The sequence below is a fragment of the Proteus sp. G2300 genome, assembly GCF_009915965.1.
GTDB lineage: Bacteria > Pseudomonadota > Gammaproteobacteria > Enterobacterales > Enterobacteriaceae > Proteus > Proteus vulgaris.
In genome coordinates this window covers 42,157-60,566 of the sequence record NZ_JAABNK010000004.1, presented here as the reverse complement: position 1 = coordinate 60,566, position 18,410 = coordinate 42,157, and the positions used below count along the sequence as shown (strand labels likewise).

The window sequence follows — 18,410 nt, the reverse complement described above, 5'->3', positions numbered from 1 at the left end:
CATACCAAACACCTAGTTGTTCACTAGGAAGTATTTTAATAACTATTAATGCATTTAATGTTGTTAGAAATATAAATAATATTTTATATATAAATCCACTTTTTATTTGTGCTGAAGTACTAATTTTCATATTTTTAGTAATAATTATACATAGCTACCGCACTGGGTTTACGGCCCCCAGAGCGCCAAAACTTATCTCGAAAAACCCTTATCTTTTTGTAATATAAGAGTTTTGTTATATAAGCACATTTTAACAATATGCGAAAAACCGCACTGAGAGTAGACTCTTCAAACCAGACGGTCAAGTAATAGCTGGGTATTTTAGCATTGATTGTAGATATATAAATATCGGAATAGCGGTCGATTCAGCCAGATCATTCTGAATTGCATCATTAGATGCTAACAAAAAGAATATGCCACCTATTCTTCAATAGATGGCAGGATATTTTGATACAACAGTTTAATTACTCTATCTAGGCTATTGGCTATTTATTACCGGCACTTCCCCTCGGCAACCAAATCTCTACTCTCAGCCCACCTAATGGGCTGTCATCGGCTTTAACATGGCCTCGATGTTGACTTACTGCTGTCTCAACAATCGCTAATCCTAAGCCTGTACCACCTGATTCGCGATCTCTTGCTTCGTCAGTGCGATAAAACGGTCGGAAGATATGCTCTCTGTCTTCAGGGCTAACACCTGGGCCATCGTCATCAACAATAATGGTGATGCCTTGATTTTGCTCTGTGAATGCAACTTCAATGCGAGAATTTGAATAACGTAAGGCATTACGAACAATATTTTCAAATGCGCTAGCGAGTGAGTAAGGGTTACAGTAAATAGGCCATGCACCTGGAGGTGTTGTCACTTGTAATGTCTTATTACTCTGTTCAGCCTCAAATTTAGCGTTATCTAAAATATCATCCCACAACTCATTTGCTTTTACAGTTTCTCGTAACAACTCATTTTTATATTGATTACGTGAAAGCACCAATAAGTCATTAATCATCCCATCAAGGCGTTGAGTCTCAGTTTCAATGCGTTCTAATTCTTTACTTTCTCCGTTGCGGCGACGTAACAATGCACTGGCTAATTGTAAGCGTGTTAATGGAGTTCGTAATTCATGAGAAATATCAGAAATTAAACGTTGCTGTGCTTCAACCATGCGTTCGAGTGCGCTTATCATCTGATTAAAACTAGTACCAGCAGCTAAAAACTCTTGTGGGCCGGTTTCTAGCTCTGGATGAGGGCGTAAATTACCTTTCGCAACATCATCAGCTGCGTTTTTAAGTTGTCTTGCCGGTTTTGCCAAGCTCCAAGAAAGCCACACTAATAACGGTGTGCTAATAAGCATAGTGAATATGAGTAGCAATAACGGTTTATCAAATAATAAGTTGATAAAGTCAGATTGAGGGCTACTTGATGGACGTACAAGATAAAGCTGATAATGATCTTCACCATCCCTTACTGAAAATGGCCCTAACATCTCAGAACGACCATATTTTTTCTTTTTAGGATGATCGGCGTTATCAGATTGGCCAATAAAGTTTCTGACAACCTGCATTTCATTACGTTGAGCGCCGATAATACGTCCTTCACTGGTTACGATAATTAAACGCTGGCCAGGAGGGGCCCATTTATCAATGGCACGAATTAATCGACGCCACCAAAGGAGATCGTTAGCGGGATCTTGCGCTAATTCCGCTTCGATATGTTGTTCTAGCATAACACCTTGACGGTACTCACTCTCTAAAAGAGGGGTAAGCTGGCGCGAGTCCAGCTTTGGAACCATCATAACTAGCATAAGAACTAATGCTAGCGTCAGCCAGAATATTGCAAAAATACGCGCTGACAGACTATTTATCATAAAGAATATTTATCAAGTTATTGAAACCATCAGATAACCACGGCCACGTAACGTCTTGAACCACGGTTGTCCATCTGTTCTTTCTGGTAATTTACGGCGTAAATTGGAAATATGCATATCAATCGCTCTATCAAAAGGTGTTAAGCGCTTACCAAGCACTTCTTGACTGAGATGTTCGCGTGATACGACTTGGCCCAAATGCTGAGCAAGAAGATAAAGTAAGGTAAACTCAGTTCCCGTTAACTCTAACGGCTCATTATCAAAACTCGCCTCTTGTCGGCCAGGGTTAAGTTGTAGTTTATCAACCTGTAATGTTGGAGATGTATTACTATCAGTCTGTTTTTGTTCGCTCCAGTTAGAGCGACGTAAAATAGCTCTGATACGAGCAACAAGCTCTCTATCATTAAAAGGTTTTGGTAAATAGTCATCAGCACCAAGCTCTAAGCCGAGCACTCGGTCAAGATCACTGCCTCTTGCCGTTAACATAATGACAGGTGTCTGGAAATTTTGGCGTAACTCTTTGAGTGTCTCAATCCCGTTTTTACGTGGCATCATAATATCCAGTAATAACAGGTCGATAGAAGCATCCAAAAGTTTAAGTGCTTGTTCGCCATCAGAGGCGATTACAACATTAAAGCCTTCCATTTCAAGCAGTTCTTTCAATAGCGATGTTAATTCGCGATCGTCATCTACTAATAAGATTTTATGCATTCGTCAATTCCTCCAAGAGAAAAATACGATAATAAATAGCGCGAATCTATGACTTTACGTTCTTTTACACGCTCTGACGCTAGTTTGCAGCCGTAACGGTATAGTAATCCACATAGCAAAGAATTACACATATTTAGGTAGTATTAATTAGGTCGGTATTAATCGCCGAGTTTAGGAGTAAGAGCAATGCGTAAAGTAGCAGTAGTTGCATTAGCATCAATGTTTTTGGCAGCTCCGACGGTAGTATTAGCTGAAACCGCAAATACCAATCCGCCTACTGAGCAACAATATAATGGTAATTATCACTGCGGTTATGGCTATGGTATGCATGGCGACCGTGATTATAGAGGTCACCGCGGACAACGTGGACATATGATGGATCGCAATTATGGTGAATCTCGTATGTTTAACGGAATTACATTAACAGAGCAACAACGTACTCAGATGCGTGATTTAATGCGCCAGCATCATCAAGACAGATATAACGGAAACTACCGTCAACGTCATGAGAATATGCATAAATTAGTTACTGCACCTCAATTTGATGAAGCGGCTGTTAGAGCACAAATACAAGATATGGACAAACAAGCGATTGAGCGTCATGTTGAAATGGCGAAAGTTCATAATCAAATGTATCAGTTATTAACCCCAGAACAGAAAGCGCAGTTGGAAAAGAATTACCAGCAGCGAATGTCAGATTTTGATCAACAAGGTCAATAGAATCCGTAATGAAGTAAGTAAGAGTGTAGTACAGCAGTACCTAGTTAGAGAGTAAGTAGCAACAACGAAGTTTTTTCCTTGCCATAGACACCATCCCTGTCTTTTGCAGCCCCTCTGGAGAGGGGCTTTTTTTTGTCCGTTATATTTTTAGTTATATCAATTCTATTTTAGGTGAAAATATACTTTTCTTTCTATTGTGTTTTTTAGTGTGAAATCTAAAACTTGTTCTTTTAGTCTAGATAGTTCTCGTATTATTTTATTATTATTTCCTATCTTATGTATAACGCGATGAATTCTATTATCTTCTAAAATACTAGGAAAGTTATTATCATTTTTATTTAAAACAAAATCTTGTATACATAAACAAGGCATAGTTTGTCCAACAATATATTTATTGTCTATTAATAAATCATTAAATATCTCATGATCTATTGGATTCTTAATAGGTTTTTGAGCGATTTTATCAAATAAAAAATGAGCACCTTTATTCGTGATAATATATCCTGCAGTACCTAAGTGTCGACTTTTTAATCTAACAATTTGAATATTCATGATTTTTTTTATTGGTCTAATGGATGTTTTTATTTTATCATTGGATTTTTCAATTTTTATAATATCAATATTTTTATTCACCCATGAATAATTACTTAGCAATTTCTCAGAATTTTTTCCTAAGTAAATATCATCTTCAAAAATTCCAGCCACATCAATATCTTCATCAATAATTTTTTTCCATAAAAAAATATGACTTAAAAAACATCCTTTTTCTCCAGCAGTTAAATTAGGATTATTAAAGCTTATATTTAAATGTTCTGAAGTATCTAAGTTATTCTTATTTATAGCATCAAAAAATAAGAATGGAATATTTTTTGAATTAAATTGATTAGATATATGTTTACGTCTCTTTTCATTATTATCTTTTAAGCTAATTATGAAATTATTCATGTAATATTCTTTATATAAGTAATATCTTAAGGGAAACATAAAAGTATTATTTCCCCTAGTTAGATTTTTATTTTGTTAGCTCATCTTTGATGATTGCATGTGTATTTTTTATGAAATCATCAACACTGTGAATTTTTTTGACGTAATCAATGGCTTCTATTGATAACGTTTTTCTTTTTTCATCATTCTCAATAAGTTCTCTAACTGCATTCACAAATAGGTCTACTTTATCAAAACCATTACCTAGCACCTCACCAACATGGATACCAAACTTAGATGTTAAGTCGTCGGGGTTTCTATTACTAACAAGTAATGTCCCAAAAGATAAGGCTTCAAGGAATGAAACAGGTAGTGCTTCATGAATAGAGCTATTAACTAGTACTTTTGCATCGCGTAAATATTTATTTTTCTTTTCTCCTTCGACATGGCCTACAAAATGAAGGTTAGGAATTTTTTCATATTCAGACATGATGTCATGATTTTTGTCATCAGCTCTAAATATTTTACCTAAAACATAGAAATTGTATTCAGGCATTTTTTTTGCAATTTCACAGAAAATCCAACCTCGTTTAACGGATGCAATGCGTCCTAAAAAAACAACATTATTTTGTTTAGGGTGAGTTGTAACGTCGAATTTATAGTCAATGTCAATTGGATTTGGAGCAAAATCAATTGGAACATTTTTATCTAAATTATATAAATCAATGGCTTTTTGATTAAGGCACTTAGCTTGAGTAATAAACCGCACTCTTCCTTGTTTGTACCAAGAGTGAACAAGGTCATAGATTTTTTGATTATAGTAAGATGTTTCTGGAATTAATTTTACTGTAAAAATTTCATCCCATTCATACATAGGTCTAGGGTCTTGTATCCAAAGAATTAGTCGTTTAGATGGATCTAATTCATTCTTTAGTACATTATCGTGTGTAAGTTCAACACTGAAGTAAATATCATAATCTTTCTTTTTTAAAAATTGTTGAGTAAACCATTTTCTACGAGGAAGTTTATACAGCGCTACACCATCAACAATTGTTTTTTCAGCAAAAAAGTGACTTTTACCTTTACCTAATAAAACATCGAATTCAAATTCTTCATTTTTTAGATATTTAGCAATGTAATATCTAGCTAAATACCCATATCCACCAAAGCGAGTATTTGCAGCTCCAAAAAACTCATCAACGATAAGGCCAACTTTAATTTTACGCTTATTTTTTGTATTCATGATTGTAGAGCTCATAATTGAGAGATTAAATAATCTTTTAATATAAAAATATAATTTTGTAAATTTTATGTAGGAGATGTATTTTATTCGTGAGTGTGAGTAATTTGTAGTAGAGAGCAAATTGAAATGACCCAGAAATCACAAATCATATTCTTATATTTTTAAGGTGCGAAAATATATCGCACCAGTCTACATGATTTTTATCTTGACCTACAACAATGCTTCTGGAGATTCAGGTAAAATTTGTCCGCCATCGACGATAATTGTCTGGCCTGTAATATATTTTGCTTCATTGGAGGCAAAGAAGGCGGCGGCGTAGCCGATATCTTCTGGCTCACCTAAAGTATGCGTTGGGATAGAAGCCTTCATCTGATTTAAATAGGCTTCGCCTTGGGCTTGTAAGCCTTCAGTGAGGATATTTCCCGGCATCACTGCATTAATCGTAATACCGTGGCGAGCATATTCTAGTGCTGCGCTACGCATAAAGCCTAATTGACCTGCTTTACTTGCGCCGTAGTGGCTCCAACCTGGATAGCCTGTGATTGCTCCCGTAATGGAGGACGTGATAATCACGCGACCTTGTTTTTGTTTCTCCATGATACGAAGTGCAGCTTTCACTAAAAAGAACATACCTTTAAGGTTAACAGTATGCATTTTATCCCAATCCGCTTCGGTCATCTCTTTAATGGTTGCTTGAGGAAAAATACCCGTATTGGAACAAAGAATATCGAGTTTACCATACTCTTTTACGACATCATCAATCACTGTTTCACAGGCAGATTGATTAGTGACATCAAGGTGCATAAATTCAACATTTAATTCTTGTTTTGTTTTATTGCCAGCAACATCATCAATATCCGCAATAATTACTTTAGCGCCACTATTTTTTAGGGCGATGACAATACCCTTACCAATACCTTTTGCACCACCTGAAACCAAAGCGATTTTACCCGTTAAATCAAACATAAAACCTCCTATGATAGTATGAGTTCTACTGTATCAGTCTAGGTTGAAAAACGGTAAATCAACCAGAAAACTTTGTAGTGGGTCACAAATGTACCTTAGATCATTTTTTTCTTTAAAAGGATGACATCACAAAATAGAGAGATAAATACCAGATAGAACATTGCATCAGGGAAAACGGAATATTTATCAAAATACGCGGATGCTATTTTTTAGCATAAATAGTGTTTTTTTGAGGTGAATGCAAAAAGGCAGTAAATTGTCTGTATAAAAAGTGTTAACTTATTAGTGAAACACATTTGAGATAAGCTAGTCTAAACTTTATACAGGCTATCTGATTAATTTAATGCGCATCAAGTTTATGAAAAAAAATGTACGATAATGATGAACTGGTAAAAAATATGCGTACAATGGTATTGTTGAATCAATTCAGCATTTACAATATCGGAAAATAACACCAGATAAGCCGGTATTGAAATAAAAAGTTATTCCAACAATTTTGCAATAATTACATCGAATAAGAATCAGAGGTAATCATGGTCAATGGGATCAAAAGAATTGGGGTTTTAACAAGTGGTGGTGATGCACCCGGAATGAATGCCGCGATCCGTGGTGTTGTTCGTGCCGCACTAAGTGAAGGTTTAGAGGTTTATGGGATTTTTGATGGCTATATGGGGCTGTATGAAAACCGCATGAAAAAACTCGACCGTTTTAGCGTGTCAGATATGATCAACCGCGGTGGTACGTTCCTTGGTTCTGCTCGTTTCCCTGAATTCCGTGAAGACAATGTGCGTGCTGTTGCTATCGAGAACATGAAACAAAATGAGCTTGATGCCTTAGTGGTTATTGGTGGTGATGGTTCTTATCTTGGTGCGAAAAAACTGACGGAAGCAGGTTTTCCATGTATTGGTTTACCAGGCACAATCGATAATGACGTAGCGGGTACTGACTACACAATCGGTTATTTTACAGCATTAGAAACGGCAGTTGAAGCCATTGACCGTTTACGTGATACCTCAACGTCTCATAAACGTATCTCTATCGTGGAAGTCATGGGACGCTATTGTGGTGATTTAACGCTATCTGCTGCAATTGCTGGGGGATGTGAGTTTGTTGTTCTACCTGAGTCCGAATTACCATTTAATCGTGACGAACTGCTCGCAGAAATCAAAGCGGGTATTGAACGTGGTAAACGCCACGCAATCGTCGCAATCACAGAACACGTTTGTGATGTGCATGAATTAGCTCGTTTTATTGAAGCTGAAACTAAACATGAAACACGTGCAACAGTATTAGGTCATATTCAACGTGGTGGTTCTCCTGTCGCTTATGACCGTATTCTTGCTTCTCGTATGGGGGCTTACTCTGTTCAACTGCTATTAGAAGGTTACGGTGGTCGTTGCGTAGGTATTCAAAACGAAAAACTGGTTCACCATGATATTATTGATGCGGTTATGAATATGAAACGTGTCTTTAAAGCCGATTGGTATGAAACAGCGAAAAAACTGTATTAGTTAATAGATTTCTCGTAATACCCAAGTCTTTCTGAGTGCTATCCTTATTCGCGAACTGCTCTGATACATGATGTGTCAGAGTAGCTTCTCGAGTGAAAACATTTCATTTTATAATCCTATTCTTCTTCAATTCTTTCTAACATCCCTTGTATTAATAGTTATATTCCCGTTGTGTATATCAATCAGTTTTTTGTTATTTCATCGTTATAAAACTTTCTGTCAGCCTAGTTAAATACTTAACGACAGGGGATGGATAGACATGTTTAAACAATGGGGTTTAGTATCAACGACTTTAATCGCATTACTTTTTTCTAATAATCTATGGGCTAAAGATATTCAATTATTAAATGTCTCTTATGATCCGACAAGGGAACTGTATCAACAGTATAATCAAGCATTTAGCCAGTATTGGGAACACAAAACAGGAGATAAAGTCACAGTACGTCAATCACATGGTGGATCAGGAAAGCAAGCAACATCGGTTATCAATGGTATAGACGCAGATGTTGTGACATTAGCGCTTGCCTATGATATTGATGCGATTGCACAAAGGGGAAATCTTGATAAGCAATGGATAACTCGATTACCTGATAACTCAGCACCTTACACTTCAACAATTGTTTTTCTGGTGAGAAAAGGAAACCCTAAGCAGATAACGGATTGGGACTCACTGATAAAACCGGGGATCTCCATTATTACACCAAACCCTAAAACGTCTGGTGGTGCAAGATGGAACTATCTTGCTGCTTGGGGATATGGATTAAAAGCCAATCATCAAGATAGCGAAAAAGCAAAAGCCTTCGTGAAAGCGCTCTATCAGCAAGTTGAAGTACTAGATTCAGGTGCACGAGGCGCTACAAATACATTTGTTGAACGAGGTATTGGTGATGTATTGATTGCATGGGAAAACGAGGCTTTATTAGCAATTAATGAATTAGGGGCAGATCAATTTGAGATAGTTACTCCATCCGTATCTATTCTTGCAGAGCCTACAGTATCTGTTGTTGATAAAGTGGTTGATAAACGAGGAACGCGAGAAATTGCAACGGCTTACTTAAATTATCTTTACTCACCACAAGGGCAAGAGATTGCAGCAAAAAACTATTATCGCCCTAGAGACAAAGTGATTGCTGAAAAATACCAAAGCCTTTTCCCAAAACTCGAACTATTTACTATTGATAAGGTTTTTGGTGATTGGCAATCTGCGCAGAAAATACATTTTGCGACAGGGGGGGTATTTGATGAAATTAGTCGTCGTTGATGTGTAATAAAGCGAAAAACAAAAAAATCACCTTCTGGTTTATATTCAGTAAGGTGATTTTATCTATTTTTTATCCTTTAACGGTATAAGCCGGGAAGATAAAAATTATTTTTTCGCTTTCGCTTGTGCTGCTGCTTTAACGATAACGGCAAATGCATCAGCTTTTAGTGAAGCACCGCCGACTAATGCGCCATCAATGTCGGGTTGACCAAATAGTTCAGCTGCATTCTTATCGTTAACAGAGCCACCGTATTGGATAATAACTTGTTCAGCGATAGCGGCATCTTTCTTCGCAATATGATCACGAATAAATTTATGAACAGCTTGAGCTTGTTCTGGAGTAGCAGATTTACCTGTACCGATAGCCCAGATTGGTTCATAAGCAATCACGGCATCTTTAAATGCCGCTGCACCGTGTGCATTTAAAACAGCATCGATTTGGCGAGCACAGACTTCTTGTGTTTTACCCGCTTCGTTTTCTGCTTCGGTTTCACCAATGCACAATACTGGCGTTAAACCTAACTCTTTCAACACGCCAAATTTTTGAGCGATAAACTCGTCAGATTCTTTATGATAAGTACGACGCTCAGAGTGACCAATGATAACGTATTTAACATCAACGTTTTTCAGCATTTCTGCCGAAGTTTCACCAGTGAAAGCACCAGATAAGTTAACACCTGTATCTTGAGCACCTAATGCAATACGGCTTCCACCAATTTCATGGCGTGCTTGGCATAGGTAAACTGCGGGTGGTGCGATGGCAACATCACAACCTGCAACACCGCTAACTTCTTTACGTAGTGCAGTAATCAACTCATGAACCATATGAATGCTACCGTTGAGTTTCCAGTTACCCATGACTAATGGATGGCGCATAACTTTTCCTCCAACCGAGTGGTTTAAATTTAGTTTGCTAATAAACTTGAATTCTGTTGATGCACAACAGTATAGAGAACATTGAATAGAATAGCTTTGTTTTTTATCACGGAATAGCTGAAACGATCTTGCTATTTAAAGAAAGCTTAATCGGTTCAATGGCGAAGGTCGTTAATTTATCATCTTCATGTGCAATAATGTAACGAATAGCCCCAACGTTATGGCTAATGTAAGCGGGTGTTTGGTTTTTAAATGCAAACAAATCGAGCACTTCTTGAATTTGTGTTGGTGTTATTGATGGGTCAAATTGAGCGACCAAAGTGATAATGTATTGTGTGGTGATCTCACGGTTTATTTTTTCTAATTCAGGTGAGTCTGGTGTGTGGATAAGTGTCAGTTGTAGGCTTTTAATTTTTTCACTACCACGCTCTAATATTGCAGATGAGTAAAGATAAGGTGTGATACGAGTTGCTGCTCTGACAAGTGGGATCGCAATATTATGGTTGGTGATAATTTTATATTCATTAAGAAATAATAACGGATTTTGTTGGTTGAACTTTGCTCGTAGCTCAGGGATCGTTATCTCAAAAACAGGTGCATCTTGTTTAAGATAAGCAATATCATCTTTAGTGGGTTGCTTTTGTGCGACGGACATCCCTGTTGCGAAAACGGAAGTTGGCAAACAAAGAGCAATGCTTATGATTATCAGGTATAACGTAGAAAGTGTACTTTCTTTTATCATCTGTCCTCCGTTTGTCTGTGCTGTTATTGGCTAGTCTGTATTATTTGATACTAAATGGACAGTGTCATTCACACATTAAGTAAATTATTGAGAATTTATGACCTTACAACATTGGGCATTTTCATTCAAAGGGCGAATTGGGCGTCGTGATTTTTGGGTCGGTTTTGGTGTCTGTTTTGCTCTTTTTTTGGGCCTTTTTATTATTAATGAAGTGATTTATCCCTTACCGGCTATCGTAATGTGGATATCGATCTTCTTTATTCTCTACCCTTTTTGCGCGATTTTTACCAAAAGACTCCACGATAGAAATAAAAGAGGAATATGGCTTTTATTGCTTTTACTTGCAGTGATGTTGGGACTCACTGATACAAGTAGTTTAGAACCATTTTGGCAATGGGCGATGGGGCGTTTTCTTCCTTCCTTTATCGGGATGATTATGTTGTTAGATTGCGGTGTGTTTATTGGCAATCAAAGTGAAAACTACTTTGGTAAACACACGGAGCAAGTGAATTACCGTCGCTGGCGTTAATACTTTTTATTAAAATAAATCCAATAAGGGCAAAAGAGAAGATTGCCCTTATTTATTTTGCTTTTTCATATTACCAATACTGTTCGCTGGTGATATGCCCCGGTTTACGTCGTAAATGTTTACGCATTTCTCGTTGTTCTTTTAATAGTTGTTGGGTATCTCTTACCATTTGTGGATTACCACATAACATAAGGTGGCTCTCTTCTGGGGAGATGGTTAAGCCAACGGTTTTTTCTAAGGCACCACTTTCAATTAATGCAGGAATACGACCTGTTAATGAGCCAATATGATTTTCACGGCTAACAATAGTTTGAATGCGTAATTTTCCTGAGTAATGTTCAACGAGTTTTTCCATTAAAGGGAGATAACTTAAGTCATTAGCATAACGAACTGCGTGAACAAGAACGATATTCTCAAATCTATCCAGATCTTGCCCTAATTGTAAAATCGATAAAAAAGGCCCTATGGCGGTTCCTGTAGAAAGCATCCAAAGGGTATTAGCACTAGGTACTTCTTCTAATACAAAAAAGCCGCTGGCTTGCTCGGTGACAAGTAATTCATCCCCTATTTCTAGAGCGCTTAATTTAGGGCTTAATTTTCCTTCGGGTACAGTCACCAGATAAAATTCTAAGTTAGGATCATTCGGTGCATTCACATAAGAATAGGCACGTTGCACTCGTTCGCCATCAATATCTAATGCTAATTTTGCAAATTGTCCCGCTGTAAATTTATCAACAGGGGCATTTACAACAAGACTTATTAACGAGTCAGTCCAGCGATTAACTTGGATAACTTTTCCATTCACCCAATTTGCCATAGAGGTTATCTCCTTACGATAAATGCGTTGATGTCGCTTATTCATTCTAAGTAGGAAGTGATTTTTTATTTATCAAGATGATGTGGTGATATTATTTATCTGAAATTTTGTCAATGAATGACACAATATGTACATTTATATTGACAACTATGGTGTTTTTCTCTGACATTAGGTGTCATGCAAAAATTGCTGGCTATCTCGCAAATTTCTCCAAATTTGTTAACTTAGTCTCATTCTTAAAAGGTGTACATTTTGCAGAGTTTATTTTTTATAAATTCTCTGTGGTGTGCGTCTGTCTGTTAATTTATTTGAAATTTCTGAGCAAAGAAAAGAAATGAGAAAGTTAGAACATGCAAATCTATTATTATTGATAATTGCACTGGTTGCTGTGGGTCAAATGACGCAAACCATCTATGTGCCTGTGATCGCGGATATGGCGGTTTACTTTGGTGAGCCGACCGGTGCAGTACAGCAAGTGATGGGCGCCTATCTTTTTTCTTATGGTTTTTCACAACTCATTTATGGGCCTATCTCTGATAAAGTAGGACGCCGCCCTGTGATTTTGGTCGGGATGACTATCTTTTGTTTATCGACACTAGTGGCGATTTTCTCACAAAATTTAACTACATTGGTTATTGCAAGTACTTTACAAGGTATGGGGACAGGGGTTGCGGGCGTGATGACACGGACACAACCTCGTGACTTATATACAGGTACTGCATTACGTTATGCCAATAGCTTATTAAATATGGGTGTTTTAGTTAGTCCATTATTAGCACCAATGATTGGTGGCATCGTCGCACACTTCTTTGGTTGGCATGCGTGTTATATCTTTTTGTTATTATTAGGAACGAGTGTTCTGTTTTGTATGTATCGCTGGATGCCAGAAACACGTCCTGTACAAGTTGAAAAACGTAACATGCTGTCATCATTTTACTTATTGCTTTCAAACAGTACCTTCAGTGCATTTTTAATTATGCTGATTTGTGCTTTATCTGGTATTGCGGTTTTTGAGGCATCGAGTGGTGTCTTAATGGGCGGGGTATTAGGCTTAAATAGTATTACTATCAGTATATTATTTATTTTGCCTATTCCTGCAGCATTCTTTGGTGCTTGGTATGCTGGTCGTGAAGGTAAAACCTTTGTGCAATTGATGTGGCACTCTGTCTTTTGTTGTTTATCAGCCGGTATTTTAATGTGGATCCCTGGTTGGCTAAATGTCATTAATATTTGGACTTTACTGGTACCCGCTGCATTATTTTTCTTTGGTGCAGGCATGTTATTTCCGCTTGCAACAACGGGGGCTATGGAACCATTTCCTTATCTAGCAGGTTCTGCGGGTGCGCTGGTAGGGGGATTACAAAATGTGGGATCAGGTGTTGCAACGTGGTTTTCCGCTTTATTACCACAACATAATCAATTTAGCTTAGGCATGATTATGTTCGCTATGTCAGTCGCTATTATGCTTTGTTGGCTTCCGTTGGCTCATCGTTTTAGCCATGAAGAACATACTATTTAGATTAGCGATGCCGCAAATTAGATGAAAAATGCCGAGATTTTTATCTCGGCATTTTAGTTTTGTAGCCTAGGCTACTTCTCTCTCAACCTGTTTTACTGCAATTAACCGCGATCTTCCCATTCTTGGGCACGAGCAACGGCTTTTTTCCAACCGTTATAACGATAGTTACGTTCAGTGGTTTCAATTCCAGGGCGGAATTCTTTATCGATAGCGGCTTTGTTTCTGACTTCCTCTAAATCATTCCAGAAACCAATCGCAAGGCCAGCAAGGAATGCCGCACCTAATGCTGTACTTTCACGAACAACAGGGCGTTCTACACGAGTACCCAAAATATCGGACTGGAATTGCATTAAGAAGTTATTGGCAACTGCACCACCATCAACACGCAATGATTGTAAACGTGCGCCTGAATCGGCTTGCATTGCATCCAAAACATCGCGAGTTTGGTAAGCGATAGATTCTAAGGTTGCACGGATAATATGATTACGGTTAGCACCACGGGTTAAACCGAAGATAGCACCACGCGCATACGGATCCCAATAAGGAGCACCTAGGCCAGTAAACGCAGGAACAACATAAACACCGTTTGTATCATTAACCTTAGTCGCGAAGTATTCAGAGTCAGTCGCTTCATCAATGAGTTTTAATTCATCACGTAGCCATTGAATAGATGCACCACCAACGAATACTGCACCTTCTAAGGCGTAGTTTACTTCACCACGCGGGCCACAGCAGATTGTTGTTAACAAACCATGATTAGAACGAACGGCTTCTTTACCTGTATTCATCAGTAAGAAGCAACCTGTACCATAGGTATTTTTCGCCATACCACTTTGTACGCAAAGTTGACCATAAAGTGCAGCTTGTTGGTCACCCGCCATACCCGCGATAGGAATACGTGTACCACCTTTACCACCAATATTTGTTTGGCCATAAACTTCTGACGATGGCACTACTTTTGGTAACATGTTGCGAGGAATATCCAGCAGATCGAGGATTTTCTGATCCCAATCTAACGAGTGGATATTAAATAACATTGTTCGTGAGGCGTTAGTGAAATCAGTAACGTGAACACGACCTTGCGTCATTTTCCAAACTAACCAAGTATCAACAGTACCAAATAATAACTCGCCTTTTTCTGCTCTTTCACGAGCACCTTCGACATTGTCGAGGATCCATTTTAATTTTGTACCAGAGAAATAAGGGTCAACCATTAAGCCTGTATTTTGGCGAATATATTCTTCGACACCTTCTTTATCTTTTAAACGAGTACAGAAGTCGGCAGTACGGCGACATTGCCATACAATGGCATTATAGACAGGTTTACCCGTTTCTTTATCCCACACAATGGTGGTTTCACGTTGGTTTGTGATACCAATACCTGCGACATGATCAGATGGAATATCTGCTTTTGCTAAGACTTCAACTAAGGTTGCACTTTGTGTTGCCCAAATTTCCATTGGATCGTGTTCAACCCAGCCTGGCTTAGGATAAATTTGAGTGAATTCGCGTTGTGAAATACTGACGATGTTAGCATCGTGATCAATCACTACAGCACGAGAGCTGGTTGTTCCCTGATCAAGCGCAACAATGTATTTCTTTTCAGTATTTGATGTATTTGTTTCTGTTGTCATGTTAGTAACCTGTTTTGATAATCAACAATCTTGCTCTAAGTATTATTTATCGTCTTCAATTTTGCAGGTATCGCAAGGTAAGTGACGGCCAATTAATTTACGGTAAGCCAATGCACCTAAGATACCACCGATAAATGGAGCAATCATTGGCACTAAGAAATAAGGAATATCACGTCCACCAGTCAGCGCAATATCACCCCAACCAGCAAAGTACGCAACCAGTTTTGGACCAAAGTCACGAGCAGGGTTTAAGGCGAATCCAGTTAATGGACCAAATGCACCACCGATAACAGCAATTAAAATACCAATCAGTAAAGGCGCTAATGGGCCTTTAGGTACACCGTTACCGTCATCAGTTAAGGCTAAAATTAAGCCAACTAAAATAACGGCGATGATAACTTCAACAAAAAAGGCATGTACAACGGAAATTTGAGCTGCAGGATAAGTCGAAAATACACCAGCAGTGAAGAGACTTTCTTGTGAGCCTCTGACAATGCCATTAACTTGTTCGTAGTCGAGGAAAACATTGTAGTACATAAAGTACACAATGGCTGCGGCAAAGAAGCCACCTAACATTTGTGCAATAATATAAGGGATAACTTTTCTGCGTTCAAAGCAAGCGAATAACCAAAACGCAACAGTAACTGCCGGGTTCAAGTGAGCACCCGAGGTGCCTGCGGTAAGATAAACGGCTAAGGCAACACCCAGCCCCCAGATAATACTTATCTCCCATAGTCCTAGCTCTGCACCTGCAATACGTACCGCAGCTACACAACCGAGGCCGAAGAAGACTAGCAACGCAGTTCCGATAAATTCAGAAATGCATTGACCCATAAGAGAGGTTTTCGTCTGGCTCATATATTCTATCCTGAAAGAGGGTTATTTATTGTTAGTATTCTTTTCGAATTGAAAAGATAACTGTAAATTTATCGTTAATGAGCGTAAACGAGAATAAGCGAAATTGAAATTTGTGTGTCTCATCAAGAAAATGAGTGAAAACGCTCTTAATTAGTGACTTGTTCGACATTTGTAATGTGATCTGACCAGTGTTTTTGATAAATTGAAAAAAGAATGTAATTCCACGGAAGATGCTAGACAGTTGTTGATAGGCTACTTACAATCGGAAGTATCGATTATATGGGGGATTACAGTATGTCATTTGAAGTTTTCGAAAAGTTAGAATCAAAAGTACAACAGGCTATTGATACCATCACGTTATTACAGATGGAAATTGAAGAGCTAAAAGAAAAAAATGATGCGCTGAACCAAGAAGTTCAAGAAGCGAAAGGATCACGCGAAGCCCTTGTTCGTGAAAACGAAGAGCTAAAACAAGAGCAATCAAGCTGGCAAGAGCGTTTACGTGCACTGTTAGGTAAAATGGAAGACGTACAGTAATGGTTTTTTAAGCCAAAAATACAAAAGCCACCAGACGGTGGCTTTTGTGTCTTAAATCGTAAGAAAGCAGATAAAAGTAAAATTAATCTTCAATTAAATCTTCATCTAAGCCTAAAGGCTCTTCTGATAAAATGATCCCTGTGTTATCCGCATAAAGATAATCACCAGAGAAGAATGTAACACCGCCAAAGTTAACGCGGATATCACTTTCACCAATGCCTTCACTCGGGCAACCCGCAGGTATGGCAGCCATCGCTTGAATACCTAAATCAAGTTCTGACAATACATCAACTTGACGTACTGCACCATAAACGACAATGCCTTCCCATTCATTCGATACGGCAAGTTGTGCTAATTCACCATCAATTAAGGCTTTACGTACAGAGCCACCGCCATCAACTAAAAGAATACGGCCTTTGCCATTTTCTTCTAGTAAATCATAAATCAGACCATTATCTTCAAAGCATTTCACGGTGATGATTTGACCACTAAAGGCGCTTTGACCACCAAAGTTTGAGAAAAGCGGTTCTACGACATTGATATCTTCTTGATAGATATCACAGAGTTCAGAAGTATCATATTTCATAGGAGATTACGTCAGGTTGCCACAGGAAGAGCCAGTATATCCCTTAACAGGGGCTGTTGGCAAAAGACTCACTGAAAATTCAGTGAGTCAAATCAACAATCGGACTAAATTATTCTAAAATTAAACCTAAAGAGAAGAGCACGTTAGTGAGTAATGCCGCTTTTACCATATGTTCAAGTAAAGGACGCATCGCTTCGCCAGAGTGGTCGGCATTAACACGTTTAATATGCAGTAAAAGCATGGGGGTGGCGAGTAAGAATAGCCATGCTGTCCAGCGGTGCATATAAAGAAGTGTGAAGATAATTAAGCACGCAATAGAGAGAAAAATAACACACGTATGGTAGGTTCGAGAGCCTGAAGGGCCTAAACGAACGGCTAATGTATTTTTACCGGCTTGAATATCACTTTCTAGATCGCGCATATTATTAATATTTAGGACGGCAACAGAAAGTAAACCACAGGCTGTGGCGGGGAGAAGGGTAACAATATCAAAAGTATTCGATTGTAAGTAATAAGTCCCGATTACGCTTAACCAGCCAAAGAATATTAAGACGGAGATATCACCTAATCCCATATAGCCATAAGGACGTCGGCCTACGGTATAGGTAATGGCTGCAACAATGGCAAGTAACCCCATCACTAAAAAGCCAATGGCGTCTTCTGGTTTTTTGCATGCGACAATAATCAGTGCGATACCTGAAATACATGAGATGATGACATTTAGTATTAAGGCTTTTTTCATTTGAGCTGGCGTTATTACGCCTTTTTGCATTCCACGAAGTGGCCCTAAACGCTCTTCTGTATCCGTGCCTTTTACAGCATCACCGTAGTCATTAGCAAGGTTGGATAGAATTTGTAATGTCCCTGCCGTCAAAATAGCAAGCAGTGCAATAGGTAGCTCAAAATGACCCATCCAATACGCTAATGCGGAGCCAGTCACAATGGCAATTAACCCTAAAGGCAGTGTTTTGGGTCGTAAACTTTCAAGCCAGGCTTGTGTCCGGCTAGTGGAATTTAGAGAGCTCATGCTGAAATTCGATACTCATGTTCATTGTTATTATAAAAATAAGAATGGGAGGCAAGCCTCCCACGTAAATATTGCTGATAAGGA

At 38.3% G+C, this 18,410-nt stretch carries 18 protein-coding genes; 6 read left to right on the top strand and 12 right to left on the bottom strand.

Going from position 1 to position 18,410, the window contains the following annotated elements; all coding sequences use genetic code 11:
• Window positions 1–485 precede the first annotated feature (485 nt).
• Window positions 486–1,865, bottom strand: a complete 1,380-nt coding sequence (cpxA, locus tag GWI97_RS01570; protein WP_036933327.1) for an envelope stress sensor histidine kinase CpxA — start codon at window positions 1,863–1,865, stop codon at window positions 486–488.
• A gap of 12 nt (window positions 1,866–1,877) precedes the next feature.
• Window positions 1,878–2,576 carry an envelope stress response regulator transcription factor CpxR gene (gene cpxR / locus GWI97_RS01565; protein ID WP_023583423.1) on the bottom strand — a complete coding sequence of 233 codons (699 nt, stop codon included), beginning with the start codon at window positions 2,574–2,576 and terminating at the stop codon, window positions 1,878–1,880.
• A gap of 186 nt (window positions 2,577–2,762) precedes the next feature.
• Here cpxR and cpxP point away from each other — a divergent pair, with 186 nt between their 5' ends.
• A complete protein-coding gene (cpxP, locus tag GWI97_RS01560; protein ID WP_036933324.1) occupies window positions 2,763–3,296 on the top strand; it encodes a cell-envelope stress modulator CpxP in 534 nt (177 codons plus the stop codon).
• A gap of 162 nt (window positions 3,297–3,458) precedes the next feature.
• On the opposite strand, the gene GWI97_RS01555 is transcribed toward cpxP, so the two are convergent.
• From GWI97_RS01555 to fabG, 3 genes are all read right to left on the bottom strand, one after another.
• Complete coding sequence (locus GWI97_RS01555; protein WP_036933322.1) at window positions 3,459–4,241, bottom strand: glycosyltransferase family 25 protein; 783 nt, start codon at window positions 4,239–4,241, stop codon at window positions 3,459–3,461.
• Between the two features lie 67 nt (window positions 4,242–4,308).
• Window positions 4,309–5,463, bottom strand: coding sequence for a glycosyltransferase family 4 protein (locus GWI97_RS01550; RefSeq protein ID WP_036933320.1), 1,155 nt, complete (start codon window positions 5,461–5,463; stop codon window positions 4,309–4,311).
• 210 nt (window positions 5,464–5,673) lie between these two features.
• On the bottom strand, window positions 5,674–6,429 hold the full coding sequence (fabG, locus tag GWI97_RS01545; RefSeq protein WP_161751812.1) for a 3-oxoacyl-ACP reductase FabG: 756 nt from the start codon (window positions 6,427–6,429) through the stop codon (window positions 5,674–5,676).
• Between the two features lie 533 nt (window positions 6,430–6,962).
• On the opposite strand from fabG, the gene pfkA reads away from it, so the two are divergent.
• Window positions 6,963–7,940, top strand: coding sequence for a 6-phosphofructokinase (gene pfkA / locus GWI97_RS01540; protein WP_036933316.1), 978 nt, complete (start codon window positions 6,963–6,965; stop codon window positions 7,938–7,940).
• 259 nt (window positions 7,941–8,199) lie between these two features.
• On the top strand, window positions 8,200–9,201 hold the full coding sequence (locus GWI97_RS01535) for a sulfate ABC transporter substrate-binding protein (protein WP_036933314.1): 1,002 nt from the start codon (window positions 8,200–8,202) through the stop codon (window positions 9,199–9,201).
• A gap of 105 nt (window positions 9,202–9,306) precedes the next feature.
• Here GWI97_RS01535 and tpiA read toward each other — a convergent pair whose 3' ends face one another.
• Window positions 9,307–10,077: a triose-phosphate isomerase gene (tpiA, locus tag GWI97_RS01530; RefSeq protein ID WP_161751811.1), complete on the bottom strand. Its 771-nt coding sequence runs from the start codon at window positions 10,075–10,077 to the stop codon at window positions 9,307–9,309.
• Window positions 10,078–10,183: 106 nt separating this feature from the next.
• Window positions 10,184–10,819, bottom strand: a complete 636-nt coding sequence (locus GWI97_RS01525; protein ID WP_036933310.1) for a DUF1454 family protein — start codon at window positions 10,817–10,819, stop codon at window positions 10,184–10,186.
• A gap of 97 nt (window positions 10,820–10,916) precedes the next feature.
• On the opposite strand from GWI97_RS01525, the gene GWI97_RS01520 reads away from it, so the two are divergent.
• A complete protein-coding gene (locus GWI97_RS01520) occupies window positions 10,917–11,348 on the top strand; it encodes a DUF805 domain-containing protein (RefSeq protein ID WP_036933309.1) in 432 nt (143 codons plus the stop codon).
• A 70-nt stretch (window positions 11,349–11,418) separates the two neighbouring features.
• Here the strand turns inward: GWI97_RS01520 and fpr are convergent, their stop codons facing one another.
• A complete protein-coding gene (gene fpr, locus GWI97_RS01515; protein ID WP_036933307.1) occupies window positions 11,419–12,165 on the bottom strand; it encodes a ferredoxin--NADP(+) reductase in 747 nt (248 codons plus the stop codon).
• A gap of 334 nt (window positions 12,166–12,499) precedes the next feature.
• On the opposite strand from fpr, the gene emrD reads away from it, so the two are divergent.
• Window positions 12,500–13,684 (top strand): multidrug efflux MFS transporter EmrD, encoded by a 1,185-nt coding sequence (gene emrD, locus GWI97_RS01510; RefSeq protein ID WP_036933305.1) that lies wholly within the window; start codon window positions 12,500–12,502, stop codon window positions 13,682–13,684.
• Window positions 13,685–13,785: 101 nt separating this feature from the next.
• Here emrD and glpK read toward each other — a convergent pair whose 3' ends face one another.
• Together glpK and GWI97_RS01500 are read right to left on the bottom strand one after the other, a co-directional pair.
• Complete coding sequence (gene glpK / locus GWI97_RS01505; RefSeq protein ID WP_036933303.1) at window positions 13,786–15,318, bottom strand: glycerol kinase GlpK; 1,533 nt, start codon at window positions 15,316–15,318, stop codon at window positions 13,786–13,788.
• Between the two features lie 42 nt (window positions 15,319–15,360).
• The gene (locus GWI97_RS01500; RefSeq protein WP_036933300.1) at window positions 15,361–16,176 is read right to left on the bottom strand and encodes an MIP/aquaporin family protein; all 816 of its coding nucleotides are present in this window, start codon (window positions 16,174–16,176) and stop codon (window positions 15,361–15,363) included.
• A gap of 294 nt (window positions 16,177–16,470) precedes the next feature.
• Between GWI97_RS01500 and zapB the strand changes: the two genes are divergently transcribed.
• Window positions 16,471–16,713: a cell division protein ZapB gene (gene zapB / locus GWI97_RS01495; RefSeq protein WP_036933299.1), complete on the top strand. Its 243-nt coding sequence runs from the start codon at window positions 16,471–16,473 to the stop codon at window positions 16,711–16,713.
• 82 nt (window positions 16,714–16,795) lie between these two features.
• Here zapB and rraA read toward each other — a convergent pair whose 3' ends face one another.
• Together rraA and GWI97_RS01485 are read right to left on the bottom strand one after the other, a co-directional pair.
• The gene (gene rraA, locus GWI97_RS01490) at window positions 16,796–17,299 is read right to left on the bottom strand and encodes a ribonuclease E activity regulator RraA (RefSeq protein WP_036933297.1); all 504 of its coding nucleotides are present in this window, start codon (window positions 17,297–17,299) and stop codon (window positions 16,796–16,798) included.
• A 109-nt stretch (window positions 17,300–17,408) separates the two neighbouring features.
• The gene (locus tag GWI97_RS01485) at window positions 17,409–18,326 is read right to left on the bottom strand and encodes a 1,4-dihydroxy-2-naphthoate polyprenyltransferase (protein WP_036933295.1); all 918 of its coding nucleotides are present in this window, start codon (window positions 18,324–18,326) and stop codon (window positions 17,409–17,411) included.
• Window positions 18,327–18,410 lie beyond the last annotated feature (84 nt).

Excerpts from the sequence above, each read along its gene's own strand:
- cpxA (WP_036933327.1), bottom strand. The coding sequence starts at position 1,865 with ATGATAAATAGTCTGTCAGCGCGTATTTTTGCAATATTCTGGCTGACG.
- cpxR (WP_023583423.1), bottom strand. The coding sequence starts at position 2,576 with ATGCATAAAATCTTATTAGTAGATGACGATCGCGAATTAACATCGCTA.
- cpxP (WP_036933324.1), top strand. The coding sequence starts at position 2,763 with ATGCGTAAAGTAGCAGTAGTTGCATTAGCATCAATGTTTTTGGCAGCT.
- GWI97_RS01555 (WP_036933322.1), bottom strand. The coding sequence starts at position 4,241 with ATGAATAATTTCATAATTAGCTTAAAAGATAATAATGAAAAGAGACGT.
- GWI97_RS01550 (WP_036933320.1), bottom strand. The coding sequence starts at position 5,463 with ATGAATACAAAAAATAAGCGTAAAATTAAAGTTGGCCTTATCGTTGAT.
- fabG (WP_161751812.1), bottom strand. The coding sequence starts at position 6,429 with ATGTTTGATTTAACGGGTAAAATCGCTTTGGTTTCAGGTGGTGCAAAA.
- pfkA (WP_036933316.1), top strand. The coding sequence starts at position 6,963 with ATGGTCAATGGGATCAAAAGAATTGGGGTTTTAACAAGTGGTGGTGAT.
- GWI97_RS01535 (WP_036933314.1), top strand. The coding sequence starts at position 8,200 with ATGTTTAAACAATGGGGTTTAGTATCAACGACTTTAATCGCATTACTT.
- tpiA (WP_161751811.1), bottom strand. The coding sequence starts at position 10,077 with ATGCGCCATCCATTAGTCATGGGTAACTGGAAACTCAACGGTAGCATT.
- GWI97_RS01525 (WP_036933310.1), bottom strand. The coding sequence starts at position 10,819 with ATGATAAAAGAAAGTACACTTTCTACGTTATACCTGATAATCATAAGC.
- GWI97_RS01520 (WP_036933309.1), top strand. The coding sequence starts at position 10,917 with ATGACCTTACAACATTGGGCATTTTCATTCAAAGGGCGAATTGGGCGT.
- fpr (WP_036933307.1), bottom strand. The coding sequence starts at position 12,165 with ATGGCAAATTGGGTGAATGGAAAAGTTATCCAAGTTAATCGCTGGACT.
- emrD (WP_036933305.1), top strand. The coding sequence starts at position 12,500 with ATGAGAAAGTTAGAACATGCAAATCTATTATTATTGATAATTGCACTG.
- glpK (WP_036933303.1), bottom strand. The coding sequence starts at position 15,318 with ATGACAACAGAAACAAATACATCAAATACTGAAAAGAAATACATTGTT.
- GWI97_RS01500 (WP_036933300.1), bottom strand. The coding sequence starts at position 16,176 with ATGAGCCAGACGAAAACCTCTCTTATGGGTCAATGCATTTCTGAATTT.
- zapB (WP_036933299.1), top strand. The coding sequence starts at position 16,471 with ATGTCATTTGAAGTTTTCGAAAAGTTAGAATCAAAAGTACAACAGGCT.
- rraA (WP_036933297.1), bottom strand. The coding sequence starts at position 17,299 with ATGAAATATGATACTTCTGAACTCTGTGATATCTATCAAGAAGATATC.
- GWI97_RS01485 (WP_036933295.1), bottom strand. The coding sequence starts at position 18,326 with ATGAGCTCTCTAAATTCCACTAGCCGGACACAAGCCTGGCTTGAAAGT.